This is a genomic window from Pseudomonas sp. A6, from assembly GCF_052367875.1.
Lineage (GTDB): Bacteria > Pseudomonadota > Gammaproteobacteria > Pseudomonadales > Pseudomonadaceae > Pseudomonas > Pseudomonas citronellolis.
Genome location: NZ_CP198970.1, coordinates 2,038,347 through 2,051,618, shown reverse-complemented (window position 1 = coordinate 2,051,618; position 13,272 = coordinate 2,038,347). Strand labels below are relative to the sequence as shown.

General features: G+C 66.7%; 14 protein-coding genes. 4 read left to right on the top strand and 10 right to left on the bottom strand.

The annotated features are described in order from the left end of the window. Nucleotides 1-7: 7 nt before the first annotated feature. The 3 genes from nagZ to ACTWJ5_RS09315 all read right to left on the bottom strand — a co-directional run bounded on the left by nagZ (nt 8) and on the right by ACTWJ5_RS09315 (nt 2,315). Nucleotides 8-1,006, bottom strand: coding sequence for a beta-N-acetylhexosaminidase (gene nagZ, locus ACTWJ5_RS09325; protein ID WP_249919258.1), 999 nt, complete (start codon nt 1,004-1,006; stop codon nt 8-10). A gap of 10 nt (nt 1,007-1,016) precedes the next feature. Then, nucleotides 1,017-1,541: a L,D-transpeptidase gene (locus ACTWJ5_RS09320; RefSeq protein WP_074979916.1), complete on the bottom strand. Its 525-nt coding sequence runs from the start codon at nt 1,539-1,541 to the stop codon at nt 1,017-1,019. Between the two features lie 66 nt (nt 1,542-1,607). Continuing rightward, entirely contained in the window at nt 1,608-2,315 is a 708-nt protein-coding gene (locus ACTWJ5_RS09315; protein WP_058488916.1) for a TetR/AcrR family transcriptional regulator, read from the bottom strand. A gap of 231 nt (nt 2,316-2,546) precedes the next feature. Here ACTWJ5_RS09315 and lexA point away from each other — a divergent pair, with 231 nt between their 5' ends. Continuing rightward, on the top strand, nt 2,547-3,161 hold the full coding sequence (gene lexA, locus ACTWJ5_RS09310; protein WP_074979919.1) for a transcriptional repressor LexA: 615 nt from the start codon (nt 2,547-2,549) through the stop codon (nt 3,159-3,161). A gap of 11 nt (nt 3,162-3,172) precedes the next feature. Beyond that, complete coding sequence (gene sulA / locus ACTWJ5_RS09305; RefSeq protein WP_074979922.1) at nt 3,173-3,646, top strand: SOS-induced cell division inhibitor SulA; 474 nt, start codon at nt 3,173-3,175, stop codon at nt 3,644-3,646. Nucleotides 3,647-3,658: 12 nt separating this feature from the next. On the opposite strand, the gene ACTWJ5_RS09300 is transcribed toward sulA, so the two are convergent. From ACTWJ5_RS09300 to fadB, 6 genes are all read right to left on the bottom strand, one after another. After that, nucleotides 3,659-3,892 carry a hypothetical protein gene (locus ACTWJ5_RS09300; RefSeq protein ID WP_009621357.1) on the bottom strand — a complete coding sequence of 78 codons (234 nt, stop codon included), beginning with the start codon at nt 3,890-3,892 and terminating at the stop codon, nt 3,659-3,661. A gap of 80 nt (nt 3,893-3,972) precedes the next feature. After that, nucleotides 3,973-4,494 carry a DUF6586 family protein gene (locus ACTWJ5_RS09295; RefSeq protein ID WP_444438262.1) on the bottom strand — a complete coding sequence of 174 codons (522 nt, stop codon included), beginning with the start codon at nt 4,492-4,494 and terminating at the stop codon, nt 3,973-3,975. A gap of 66 nt (nt 4,495-4,560) precedes the next feature. Further along, nucleotides 4,561-7,170, bottom strand: coding sequence for a type I DNA topoisomerase (topA, locus tag ACTWJ5_RS09290; protein ID WP_444438261.1), 2,610 nt, complete (start codon nt 7,168-7,170; stop codon nt 4,561-4,563). Nucleotides 7,171-7,266: 96 nt separating this feature from the next. Beyond that, the gene (locus ACTWJ5_RS09285; RefSeq protein ID WP_169720923.1) at nt 7,267-7,524 is read right to left on the bottom strand and encodes a DUF1653 domain-containing protein; all 258 of its coding nucleotides are present in this window, start codon (nt 7,522-7,524) and stop codon (nt 7,267-7,269) included. 174 nt (nt 7,525-7,698) lie between these two features. After that, nucleotides 7,699-8,874 (bottom strand): acetyl-CoA C-acyltransferase FadA, encoded by a 1,176-nt coding sequence (gene fadA, locus ACTWJ5_RS09280; RefSeq protein WP_074979929.1) that lies wholly within the window; start codon nt 8,872-8,874, stop codon nt 7,699-7,701. Between the two features lie 29 nt (nt 8,875-8,903). Beyond that, nucleotides 8,904-11,051 carry a fatty acid oxidation complex subunit alpha FadB gene (gene fadB, locus ACTWJ5_RS09275; protein WP_074979932.1) on the bottom strand — a complete coding sequence of 716 codons (2,148 nt, stop codon included), beginning with the start codon at nt 11,049-11,051 and terminating at the stop codon, nt 8,904-8,906. 435 nt (nt 11,052-11,486) lie between these two features. Between fadB and ACTWJ5_RS09270 the strand changes: the two genes are divergently transcribed. Continuing rightward, nucleotides 11,487-12,293, top strand: coding sequence for a hypothetical protein (locus ACTWJ5_RS09270; protein ID WP_444438258.1), 807 nt, complete (start codon nt 11,487-11,489; stop codon nt 12,291-12,293). A 21-nt stretch (nt 12,294-12,314) separates the two neighbouring features. Here ACTWJ5_RS09270 and ACTWJ5_RS09265 read toward each other — a convergent pair whose 3' ends face one another. Beyond that, nucleotides 12,315-12,752 (bottom strand): hypothetical protein, encoded by a 438-nt coding sequence (locus ACTWJ5_RS09265; protein WP_009621349.1) that lies wholly within the window; start codon nt 12,750-12,752, stop codon nt 12,315-12,317. A 65-nt stretch (nt 12,753-12,817) separates the two neighbouring features. On the opposite strand from ACTWJ5_RS09265, the gene ACTWJ5_RS09260 reads away from it, so the two are divergent. Further along, nucleotides 12,818-13,258, top strand: coding sequence for a universal stress protein (locus ACTWJ5_RS09260; RefSeq protein ID WP_043267328.1), 441 nt, complete (start codon nt 12,818-12,820; stop codon nt 13,256-13,258). The last annotated feature ends 14 nt before the right edge of the window (nt 13,259-13,272 follow it).

Below are 13,272 nucleotides of genomic sequence, written 5' to 3'. Positions count from 1 at the left end.
CGAATCCTCAGTCGATCAGTTGTGCCGCGCGCAGTTCGCCCACGGCCTGCTGCCAGCGCGGCAGCTGCTTGTATTCGATGCCCGGCCAGGCCTTGGCGCGCATCCGCGCCAGGCGCTCGGGGGCCTTCGCCTTCAGGCGCTGCAGGGCGCCCAGGGCCAGTTCGGCCGAGCCGCGGTCGTTGCATACCAGGCCCATGTCGCAGCCGGCGTTCAGTGCGGCCTGGATGCGGCTGGCGGCGTCGCCCGCCACGTGGGCGCCGGCCATGGACAGGTCGTCGCTGAAGATCACCCCGTCGAAGCCCAGCTCGCCGCGCAGGATGTCCTGCAGCCAGCGCCGCGAGAAACCGGCAGGGCCGGCATCCACCTGCGGGTAGATGACGTGGGCGGGCATCACCGCATCCAGCTCGCCGGCCAGGCGCTGGAAAGGCACCAGGTCGCTGCGGCGGATCTCGTCGAGGCTGCGCTCGTCCTCGGGAATCCCCACGTGGGAATCCACCTCGGCCCAGCCGTGGCCGGGGAAGTGCTTGCCGGTGGCGGCCATGCCGGCGGCGTGCATGCCACGGATGAAGGCGCCGGCCAGCCGCGTGGCGCGCTCGGGGTCGCCCTCGAAGGCGCGGCTGCCGACCACGGCGCTGCGCTGGTGGTCCAGGTCCAGCACCGGAGCGAAGCTCAGGTCCAGGCCCACCGCCAGCACCTCGGTGGCCATCAGCCAGCCGCACTGCTCGGCCAGGCGCTCGGCATTGTCGTTATCGGCGATGGCGCGCATCGCCGGCAGGCGCAGGAAGCCCTGGCGCAGGCGCTGCACGCGGCCGCCCTCCTGGTCCACCGCCAGCAGCAGGTCCGGGCGCAGGGCGCGGATGGCCGCGCAGAGTTCGCGCACCTGGCGCGGGCTTTCGATGTTGCGGGCGAAGATGATCAGCCCGCCCACTTCGGGGTGGCGCAGGATCCGGCGGTCCTCGGCGGTGAGCCAGGTGCCGCCGATGTCGAGCATCAGGGAGCCTTGCATGGGGGAATCCTTAACAGAGTTCGGCCGCGCGCCACTGCGGCTGCGGCGCCTCGTCGAGGCGCACGGGGCAGTGCAGCGGCACACGGGGGAAGAGTTGCAGCAGGTCGGCGTTGCGCAGGCGCACGCAGCCATGGGACAACGGCGCGCCCATGGGTTCGCAATCCGGCGTGCCGTGCAGGTAGATGTAGCGACGGAAGGTATCCACCTCGCCCAGGCGGTTGACGCCGGGCTCGCAGCCGCTCAGCCAGAGGATGCGGGTGAGGATCCAGTCGCGCCCGGGAAACTGCTCGTGCAGCGCCGGGCTCCACACCTCGCCGGTCCAGCGCCGGCCACGCAACACCGCGCCGCAGGGCAGGCCTTCGCCGATCTTCGCCCGAACCTGGTGCAGGCCGCGCGGCGTGCAGCCGGAGCCTTGGCGCTCGCCGGCGCCATTCAGCGCGGTGGAGACGGGCAAACGCAGCACCAGACGCCGCGCGGCGAAGCCGTAGAGCATCTGGTCGGCGAGGGAAATGTGCAGCAGGTCGAGATCGGGCATCGTCCGCCAGTGACAGCAGGAATGGCCCGCTACTTTAGCCGATCGGCCGTGGCAGGCCCAGCGCGGTCAGACCTTGGCTGGCGCCGGCGCCTTGCTCCGCGGCTTGGGCTGGGCGCCGGCCAGGGACGGGTCGCTGACGCCGCTGTCGGCGCGCATGCCGGCGGCGAGGAACGGCACCATCAGTCGCATCACCTGCTCGATGGAGGTGTTCACCCCGAAGTCGTTTTCGGCCATGGCGCGCAGCGCCTTGATCCCGGACATGCTGAAGGCGGCGGCACCGAGCATGAAGTGCACGCGCCAGAACAGCTCGATGGGCGGCAGGCGCGGCGCAGCCTCGTTGACCAACAGCATGTAGCGGCGGAACACCTTGCCGTAGACCTCTTCGAGGTACTTGCGCAGGTGCCCCTGGCTCTGGCTGAAGGCCAGGCCCAGCAGGCGCATGAAGATCGACAGGTCGTTGCCGCTGCGCGGCTTCACCGCCATGGCCTGCACCACCAGCAGTTCGAGCAGTTCCTCGAGGCTGGCGCGCGGCGCGTCGGGCTTGGCCTGGCGCCGGTCCAGTTCCTTTTCCAGACTGGCGCAGAAGGGCCCGAGGAAGCGCGAGAAGACCGCCTGGATCAGCGCCTTCTTCGAGCCGAAATGGTAGTTCACCGCCGCCAGGTTGACCCCGGCCTTGCTGGTGATCAGACGCAACGAGGTCTCGGCGAAGCCTTTTTCCGCGAACAGCTGCTCCGCAGCATCGAGGATACGTTCGACGGTTTCCGACTGGGCCATGGATGAATTCACCTGACAAACACTTGTTTGAAACTTACGTTTCACAGCAATCCATTGTCAAGCCTGGCGCAGAGGGATTGTTGCGGATTCTCGGGCAATACGACGAACGATACCAGCGGGACGTTGGCCGAATCCGCCGAATTACAGCCTCCGGCCGATGAAATAATTCGTTGCCAGCGGCCGACCACTGTATATAATCCCAGCAACTGTACAAAAAGACAGAGTAGGGACATGCAGAAGCTGACGCCGCGCCAAGCCGAGATCCTCGCCTTCATCAAGCGTTGCCTGGAAGACAACGGCTACCCGCCGACGCGCGCCGAGATCGCCCAGGAGCTCGGCTTCAAGTCGCCCAACGCCGCCGAGGAGCACCTCAAGGCACTGGCCCGCAAGGGCGCCATCGAGATGACCCCCGGCGCCTCGCGCGGCATCCGCATCCCCGGCTTCGAACCCAAGGCCGCCGCCAACGAGGACGAACTGCCGATCATCGGCCGCGTCGCCGCCGGCGCGCCAATCCTCGCCGAGCAGAACGTCGAGGACGCCTGCCGCATCAACCCGGCCTTCTTCAACCCGCGCGCCGACTACCTGCTGCGCGTGCGCGGGCAAAGCATGAAGGACGTCGGCATCCTCGACGGCGACCTGCTCGCCGTGCACGTCACCCGCGAGGCGCGCAACGGCCAGATCGTCGTCGCCCGCCTTGGCGAGGAAGTCACGGTGAAGCGCTTCAAGCGCGAGGGCAGCAAGGTCTGGCTGATCGCCGAGAACCCCGAGTTCGCCCCCATTGAGGTCGACCTCAAGGAACAGGAACTGATCATCGAAGGCTTGAGCGTCGGCGTCATCCGCCGCTGACAGGAGGCACCATGCAGTATCCCCAGCCGCTGGACCTGCCCCAACTGCCGCTGTTCCAGGAGGCGCTCTGGGCCAACGCCGAAGAGCCCCTGCTGGCCAAGCTGGCAGAACCGGATGCCGTCGAGGACGAAGCCTTCAGCGAGCTGTCGCTGCGCGGTCTGCCGGGCCACTGCCAGAGCCTGCTGGCGCCCATCCTGCGCGAACTCAGCGAAGAGAAGGATGCCCGCTGGCTGACGCTGATCGCCCCGCCGGCCAGCCTCACCCACGACTGGCTGCGCAAGGCCGGGCTGAACCGCGAGCGCATCCTGCTGCTGCCCGCGCGCGACCAGGCATCCGCCCTGAGCCTGGCTTGCGAGGCGCTGCGCCTGGGCCACAGCCACACGGTGGTCAGTTGGCTGCCGGCGCTCAGCGGCAAGGCGCGCGCGCAACTGTCCCGCGCGGCGCTCGCCGGGCAGGCGCAGAGCCTGAATATCCGTCTGGGGTAGTAAAGGAAGGAATCAGTGCAGGACGCGCGGGCCGTCCTGCTCGACCTCGCCACCTTCGGCGAGGCGGCCGGCCAGTTGCACGCCGACGTTGAACATCGCCTTGGCGATCTCGATGTGCTGGCCCTGCAGGAAGCCCTTGGCGTCGTTGGAGAACTCCAGGGTCACCAGCGCCTCCTCGTCTTCCGCGCGGCGCAGTACGATGCGCCCATCGGGCAGTTCAACGATTTCCAGGAATGAGGTCGGCATGGCTAGGTTCTCTCACAGCAGAACGGCCATTGTAACAGTCATGGCCGCTCTCCCCTAGCCCAACCGACTTCCGGCAGGCTTCAGAGCTCGGTCAGCGCCCCGCGGAAGCGCAATACCATTTCCTTCAGCGACTTGCGCCAGGCTTCCAGTTCGGCGTTGCCCAGGACCTGCGGCTCTTCGTCGTCCAGGCTGACGGCCTGGATCAGCGGCTGGGTCGGGTCGACCTTGGCCTTGCGCGGCTCGCGCGGCGGCAGGAACAGCTCGGCGTAGGCGGCCAGCAGCTGCGCCAGCCAGGTTTCCGGCTGCTGCGCCAGCTCCACCAGCTCGGCCAGTTCTGGGCTCGGCGAGGCCGCCAGCACCTCGGCGTTGAGCAGCAGTTCGACGCGCGGCGCATTGGCCTCGGGCAGGCGGTAGTAGCCGGCGATCTCATGGGCTACGCCCAGCACCGCGCCGTACAGGTGGAACAGCGCCGCCTCGCGCTCGGCCTGCACCAGCGCCTGGGCGTTCATCGGCCGCGCCTCTTCCGCCTTGCGCCAGGCTTCCAGGGCCAGGCCGGCGAAATACAGCTTCTGGTTGGTGCGGGTGTAGAGTTCCTGAGCCATCAGCGCGCCCTCATGCGGTCACTCGGCAGTATATGCGCGCCCCGCCTGCGTGGGGCGCGCCGCCCATCAGCGCTTGTCCTCGACCTTCCACTTGCCGCCGTCGAAGAAGGCGCGCCAGCCGCTGGGCTTGCCGTCCACCTCGGACTGCACGTACTGCTCCTTGGTCTTGCGGCTGAAGCGGATCACCGCCGGGCGGCCGTCCGGGTCCTTCTGCGGCGCAACGAGCAGGAAGTGGTATTTCGGGTCCAGCTCGTCCTTGTGCGGGATCAGCTCGCTCACCAGGGGCGCGCGGGTCTCGCGGTTCTTGGGGAACTGGCTGGCGGCCAGGAACAGGCCGGAAGCGCCGTCGCGCAGCACGTAGACGTCGTCGACCTTCTCGCACTTGAGCTCGGGCATACGGATGGCGTCCATCTTCGGCGGTGCCGGTTCGCCGTTCTTCAGCAGCTTGCGGGTGTTCTTGCAGGTCGGGTTGGTGCAACCGAAGAACTTGCCGAAGCGGCCGGTCTTGAGCTGCATCTGGCTGCCGCACTTGTCGCATTCCAGGCTCGGGCCTTCGTAGCCCTTGATGCGGTACTGGCCTTCCTCGATCTCGTAGCCCGGGCAATCCGGGTTGTTGCCGCAGATGTGCAGCTTGTGCTTCTCGTCCAGCAGGTAGGCGTCCATCGCCGTGCTGCAGATCGGGCAGCGGTGCTTGCCGCGCAGCACGCGGGATTCGGACTCGCCCTCGTCGTCCGCGGCGATCTCGTCGCCGGGGATGAGGTTGATGGTCGCCTTGCAGCGCTCCTTCGGCGGCAGGCTGTAGCCGGAGCAGCCGAGGAACACGCCGGTGGAGGCGGTGCGGATCATCATCGGCCGGCCGCACTCGCGGCAGGGAATGCTGGTCAGGGTCGGCTGGTTGGCGCGCATGCCTTTCTCGCTGACCTCGGCCACTTCGAGCTTCTTCTTGAAGTCGCCGTAGAACTCGTCGAGCAGGTGCTTCCAGTCGCGCTCGCCCTGGGCCACGTCATCCAAGTGCTCTTCCATGCCGGCGGTGAAGCCGTAGTCCATCAGGTTGGAGAAGCTCTCGTTGAGGCGGTCGGTGACGATGTCGCCCATCTTCTCGGCGTAGAAGCGGCGGTTGTGGGTGGTGACGTAGCCGCGCTCCTGGATGGTCGAGATGATCGCCGCGTAGGTCGACGGGCGGCCGATGCCGCGCTTCTCCAGTTCCTTGACCAGGCTGGCTTCGGAATAGCGCGCCGGCGGCTTGGTGAAGTGCTGGCTCGGGTCGAGCTTGAGCAGCTTCATCGCATCGCCCTGGTCCATCATCGGCAGCACGTCGTCCTCGCCCGGCCTGCTCTGCTGCGGCAGCACCTTGGTGTAGCCGTCGAACTTGAGGATGCGGCCCTTGGCGCGCAGCTCGAAGTCACCGGCGGCGACGCTGACGGTGGTGGACAGGTATTCGGCCGGCGGCATCTGACAGGCCACGAACTGGCGCCAGATCAGGTCGTACAGGCGCTCGGCGTCGCGCTCCATGCCCGACAGCTGGGTCGGACGCAGGTTGACGTCGGACGGACGAATCGCTTCGTGCGCTTCCTGGGCGCCTTCCTTGCTGGAATAGAAGTTCGGCTTGGCCGGCAGGTATTTCTTGCCGAACTCGCCGTCGATGAAGCCGCGCACCATGTCGATGGCGTCGGCCGACAGGTTGGTCGAGTCGGTACGCATGTAGGTGATGTAGCCGGCTTCGTAGAGACGCTGGGCCATCATCATGGTCTTCTTCACGCCGAAGCCCAGGCGGTTGCTCGCGGCCTGCTGCAGGGTCGAGGTGATGAAGGGCGCCGAGGGCCGGCTGGAGGTCGGTTTGTCCTCGCGCTTGGCCACGCTGTAGCTGGAGGCCTTGAGCTTCTCCAGGGCGGCCATGGCCTGGGCTTCGTTGAGCGGCTTGAAGGCTTCGCCCTTCTCGCGCACCACTTCGAAGCGAGCCTTCTCGCCGCGCGGGCTGTTCAGGTCGGCATGGATTTCCCAGTATTCCTCGGGGACGAAGGCGCGGATCTCGCGCTCGCGCTCCACCACCAGCTTCACCGCCACCGACTGCACGCGGCCGGCGGACAAGCCGCGGGCGATCTTGGCCCACAGCAGCGGCGAGACCATGTAGCCCACCACGCGGTCGAGGAAGCGCCGCGCCTGCTGGGCGTTGACGCGGTTGATGTCCAGCTCGCCGGGCTGCGAGAAGGCCTCCTGGATGGCCTTCTTGGTGATTTCGTTGAACACCACGCGCTTGTAGCGGCTGTCGTCGCCGCCGATGGCCTCGCGCAGGTGCCAGGCGATGGCCTCCCCTTCGCGGTCCAAGTCGGTTGCGAGATAGATGGTGTCGGCATCCTTGGCCAGGCGGCGCAGCTCGTCGATCACCTTCTCCTTGCCGGGAAGGATCTCGTACTTGGCCTTCCAGCCGTGCTCCGGGTCCACGCCCATGCGGGTGAACAGCTGGCGCTTGGCCTTCTCCTTCGGCGACAGCGCAGGGGCTTCGGCAGCGCTCTTGCGGGCCTTGGCCGCGGCCGGCTCCTTCGCGCTGGACGAACCGCTGGTGGGCAGGTCGCGAATGTGGCCGATGCTCGACTTCACCACGTACTGGCTGCCCAGGTACTTGTTGATGGTCTTGGCCTTGGCCGGTGATTCCACGATGACCAGCGATTTACCCATGGATCGGAAGATTCCTGCTTCGAGAAGGTGAATATAAGGAGGGAGGCGCCCGGAACGGCACCGCTATATATAGTGGTGGTCCGCCCAAGGTCAAGTTCAGGATTCGCCGAAACCGACCTGGGTCAATCCCAGCGGGTCGCTTTCGGCGCTCACCAGAGCAAAGCGCGGAACCAGCTCGCCGTCCACCTCCACCGCTTCGGTGAACATGCCCAGCGGGCGCACCCAGAGGCCGAACTCGCCGTACAGCGCCTGGTAGACCACCAGGGTCTCCTCGCTCTCCGAATGCCGCGCCACGCCCAGCACGCGGTAGTGCTGGCCCTTGTAGTGACGGTACAGGCCGGTCTGCAGTTCCATACGCTGCCCTCCTCGGCAAAAAAGCCGCGATTCTCCAGGCCCCGGGCGATCGGGGCAATCCCCCATTCCCGGAAAAACGAAAGCCGGGGCACAGGGCCCCGGCTCGTCCATCGACGAAAGCTTAGAATCTGTTCACGATCTCGCTAGCTGGCGCAGCAGATCGTGGGCAGGTTCCTAGACGCGTTCGAAGATGGTGGTGATGCCCTGGCCGAGGCCCACGCACATGGTGGACACGCCCAGGGTGCCGCCGTTCTGTTTCATCACGTTCAGCAGGGTGCCGGAGATACGCGCACCGGAGCAGCCGAACGGGTGGCCCAGGGCGATGGCGCCGCCGTGCAGGTTGACCTTCTGGTCCATCTTGTCGAGCAGCTTGAGGTCCTTCAGCACCGGCAGGGCCTGGGCGGCGAAGGCCTCGTTGAGCTCGACGAAGTCGATGTCGTCGATGGTCAGGCCGGCGCGCTTGAGCGCCTTGTTGGTCGAGGGCACCGGGCCGTAGCCCATGATCGCCGGGTCGACGCCCGCCACGGCCATGGCGCGGACCACGGCCATCGGCTGGATGCCCAGGTCCTTGGCGCGCTGGGCGCTCATGACGATCATGCAGGAAGCGCCGTCGGTGATCTGCGAGGAGGTACCCGCAGTCACGGTGCCGCCTTTCGGGTTGAACGCCGGCTTCAGCGCGGCCAGGCTTTCCAGGGAGGTTTCCGGACGAATGGTCTCGTCGAAATCGAAGACCTTCAGGAAGCCGTTCTCGTCATACCCTTCCATCGGGATGATCTCGTCCTTGAACTTGCCTTCCTGGGTAGCCTTCCACGCCAGCTGGTGCGAACGCACGCCGAACTTGTCCTGGGCCTCGCGGGTGATGCCGTGCATCTTGCCCAGCATCTCGGCGGTCAGGCCCATCATGCCGGAGGCCTTGGCGGCGTACAGCGACAGGTGCGGGTTCGGGTCGACGCCGTGCATCATGCCGACGTGGCCCATGTGCTCCACGCCGCCGACGACGAAGACGTCGCCGTTGCCGGTCTGGATCGCCTGCACGGCGGTGTGCAGGGCGCTCATCGACGAGCCGCACAGGCGGCTGACGGTCTGGCCGGCGCTGGTGTGGGGGATCGGGGTCATCAGCGAGGCCATGCGCGCGATGTTCCAGCCCTGTTCCAGGGTCTGGTTCACGCAGCCCCAGATGACGTCCTCGACTTCCGCCGGGTCGACCTTCGGGTTGCGTGCAAGCACGCCGCTGATCAGGTGCGCGGACATGTTCTCCGCACGGGTGTTGCGGTGCATCCCGCCCTTGGAACGGCCCATCGGGGTGCGGCCGAAGTCGACAATGACGGCGTCTCTCGGATTCAGGCTCATAAATTCACTCTCGCTCTATTCGTTCGCACTCAACCGAAGAACTTCTGGCCGTTCTTGGCCATTTCACGCAGCTTCGCGGTCGGGTGGTACAGCGGGCCCAGGTCGGCGTACTTGTCGGCCAGGGCGACGAATTCGGCCACGCCGATGGAGTCGATGTAGCGCAGCGCACCGCCACGGAAGGGCGGGAAGCCGATGCCGTAGATCAGGCCCATGTCGGCCTCGGCGGCGGTTTCGACGATGCCGTCTTCCAGGCAGCGCACGGTCTCCAGGCACAGCGGGATCATCATGTAGTTGATGATGTCCTCGTCGGTCAGCTCACGCTGCTCGCTGACGATGGCCTTGAGCAGTTCGTAGGCCTGCGGGTCGTTGACTTTCTTCGGCTTGCCGCGCTTGTCGGTCTCGTAGACGTAGAAGCCCTTGCCGTTCTTCTGGCCCAGGCGGTTGGCCTCGTACATGACGTCGACGGCGGTCTTGCCTTCAACGGCCATGCGGTCCGGGAAGCCTTCGGCCATCACGTCGCGGCCATGGTGGCCGGTGTCGATGCCGACCACGTCGGACAGGTAGGCCGGGCCCATGGGCCAGCCGAACTTCTCCATCACCTTGTCGATGCGCGCGAAGTCGACGCCGAAGCCCAGCAGCTTGGAGAAGCCGCCGAAGTACGGGAACAGCACGCGGTTGACCAGGAAGCCGGGGCAGTCATTCACCACGATGGGGTTCTTGCCCATCTTCTTGGCGTAGGCCACGGTGGTGGCGACGGCCACTTCACCGGACTTCTCACCGCGGATGACCTCGACCAAGGGCATCATGTGCACCGGGTTGAAGAAGTGCATGCCGACGAAGTTTTCCGGGCGCTTCAGGGCCTGGGCCAGCAGGCTGATGGAGATGGTCGAGGTGTTGGAAGCGAGGATCGCGTCCTCCTTGACCACGCCTTCCACCTCGGCCAGCACGATCTGCTTGACCTTGGGGTTCTCGACCACGGCTTCGACGACGATGTCGACGTTGCCGAAGTCGCCGTAGGACATGGTCGGGCGGATGGCGTTCAGCGCCTCGGCCATCTTGGCCGGGGTCAGGCGGCCCTTCTCGACGCGCTTGCCGAGCAGCTTGGAGGCCTCGTTCAGGCCCATCTGGATACCCTCTTCGCGGATATCCTTCATCAGGATCGGGGTGCCCTTGACCGCCGACTGGTAGGCGATGCCGCCGCCCATGATGCCGGCGCCGAGCACGGCGGCCAGTTTCACGTCCTTGGCGACTTCGTCGTACTGCTTGGCTTTCTTCTTCAGTTCCTGGTCGTTCAGGAACAGGCCGATCAGGCTTTGCGCGACCGAGGTCTTGGCCAGCTTGACGAAGCCCTGGGCCTCGACTTCCAGCGCCTTGTCACGGCCGAAGTTGGCGGCCTTCTGGATCGACTTGATGGCTTCGACCGGGGCCGGGTAGTTCGGGCCGGCCTGGCCAGCGACGAAGCCCTTGGCGGTCTCGAAGGCCATCATCTGCTCGATGGCGTTGAGCTTGATCTTTTCCAGCTTGGGCTGGCGGCGGGCCTTGTGGTCCAGCTCGCCGGCGATGGCGCGCTTGACCAGGTCCAGGGCCGCGGCCTGCAGTTGCTCGGGGGCGACCACGGCGTCGACGGCGCCGACTTTCAGGGCGTCCTCGGCACGGTTTTCCTTGCCCGAGGCGATCCACTCCACGGCGTTGTCCACGCCGATCAGGCGCGGCAGGCGCACGGTGCCGCCGAAGCCCGGGTAGATGCCCAGCTTGACTTCCGGCAGGCCGATCTTGGCGGTGGCGCTCATCACGCGGAAGTCCGCGGCCAGGCACATTTCCAGGCCGCCGCCCAGGGCGATGCCGTTGATCGCGGCGACGGTCGGGACCTCGAGGTCCTCGAAGGCGCTGAAGATCGTGTTGGCTTCGAGGTTGCCGGCCAGCAGTTCTTCGTCCGGCAGCTTGAAGTTGTCGACGAATTCGGTGATGTCGGCGCCGACGATGAACACGCCTTTGCCGCTGGTCACGATCACGCCCTTGACGGACGCATCGGCCTTGATCGCATCGACTGCTTCACGCAGTTCGTTCAGGGTGAGCCGGTTGAACTTGTTGACGGACTCGCCCTTGAGGTCGAAATTCAGCTCGACGATGCCGCTCTCAAGAGCCTTAACCGTGATGGCTTTACCTTGGTAAATCATCAACTGATCTCCACGCTAGGGAAGCTTGAACTCACGCATCGGACGCCGTGTATCGGGACCGTTCCGCAGTCGCGGAGCATAGTCCCAAAGCCTGCGGCACACCCGCCGATGCGATAGTCGGGGCCTTGGTTCGACCGTTCGTACATGGCAAACGCTCGATTCATACGCCCGTTTGATTCGGGTGTGCACACCTTCTTCGAAAAGCCTGCGCTTGTCAATCGCGGACGGCTGTCCGAAAGGCCTCTGGTTCGCCGCATTCAGCGAGGTTCTGCCGCGACATTCAGCAAAACCATGGCGCCCCGTGCCGCTGTCTGGCCCGGGGCCAGCCACGTCGTTGGCAAAATGCCCGGACGCGGGTTAGAGTCCGGCGAATCGCTTGTCGCCGAGCATCGCGAAGAACAACAAGAAGCCCCACGGCCCCAAGGAGACGCGCCCATGCCATGCCGACCGCTGGCCCGCCTGTTGTCCCTGTTCGTCCTGTCCGCCCTGCCCTTTCTGGCCCACGCCGAGCCCGCCGGCGACCTGCTGGCGCTGCACCAGATGCGCCTGGCCGCCCAGCGCAGCCTGAGCGACCTGTTCCTGCTCAACGCCATGGCTGGGGACCCGCGCTACGCGGGCCTGGTGGCCAGCTCCACGGCCGACGCCGGCGCCGCCCTGGAACGCCTGGGGCAGATGCCCGGCAGCGCCTCGGCGCAGCTCAGGAGCAAGCTGCAGGAACAGTGGGACGGCTACCGCCAGGCCCTGGAGCAGCAGCTGCAGGCGCAGAAGCAGAACGGCTACAACGACTTCCAGCCCCTGGGCGATCTGGCCAGCCGCAACAGCCAGCTGCTGGATACCGCCGAACAGCTCTACGAGGGCATCCAGAAGGACAGCGGCCAGCAGGTGCCGCCGCTCACCCAGCAGAGCCGCGAGCAGAGCCTGCTGATGCAGTCGATCACCTGGAACTACGTGTCGCGCAACGCCTCGGTGGGCGCCAACCCGGTGCGCAGCGAGGACCAGCAGGCCCTCGACGACCTGACCAACCGCTTCGCCATCAACCTGCTGCAACTGCAGCAGGCGCCGCAGACCAGCCCGGAGATCGGCCGCGAGCTGCGGGCCATCTCCACCAAGTGGCGGTTCATCGAGAAATCGCTGCAGAGCGCCGCGCAGAGCAACGTGCCCTTCCTCATCGACAAGTACTCCGACGGCATCATCACCGACCTGGAGCAGGTCTCCGGCCGCTATGCCGCGGCGCAGCTCTGAATGACGGCAGCGCCACGGCGCTCAGGCGCGCCGGGAAAGGAACTCGGCGATGCGCTGCAGGTGGCTGGCGTCGCCGCGCTCGCCCCAGTACAGGGCGATGAACTGCGCCGAAGCCTCGACCATGTACACATCACCCGGCAGCGTCGCCAGGTCGGCGAGCAGCTGCGCATCGGCGCAGGGCTCGCGCCAGCGGTCCAGCCACACGCCCGGTGCGCTCTGCCAGTAGCGCCACTCGTCGTTGCGCCCACGGCTGCGGCCGCGGTGGTACTGCGCGCAGCTCTGCGGCGGTTGCCGCTCCAGCCAGTGCGGCCACTCCTGGCGCGCCATCTGCATGGCCAGCCCCAGGCGCCGCGCCTGCAGGCGCAGGTCCATCTGCCCGCGCTGGCCGCGCGAAGGCATCAGCCAGGCCAGCGGGCTGAGCACCAGCGCCAGGAGCAGAATCGACCACCAGACCGTCATATCGGGTATACCTCGGCCCAAAGAGCCATACTTGCATTCATAACTGTCCCCCGGAGGAGACGCTCATGCCCTACCAACACATCCTGGTCGCCGTGGACCTCACCGACGAATGCGATCCGGTGATGAAGCGCGCCGTGGCGCTGGCCTCCAGCACCCAGGCGCAGCTGTCCACCGTGCACGTGGTCGAGCCCATGGCCATGGCCTTCGGCGGTGACGTGCCGATGGACCTGTCGATGCTGCAGCAACAGCAGTTCGACCAGGCCAAGGAGCGCATGCACCAGTTCACCCTCTGCTACCCGCAGGTATCCATCGCCCAGAGCCACCTGGTCTACGGCCAGCCGCGCCAGGAAATCCACCGCCTGGCCAAGGAGCAGGGCTGCGACCTGATCATCGTCGGCAGCCACGGCCGCCACGGCCTGGCCCTGCTGCTGGGCTCCACCGCCAACGACGTGCTGCACGGCGCGCCCTGCGACGTGCTGGCGGTGCGCCTGCAGAAGACCGAGTGAGTCAGCCCGGGCGC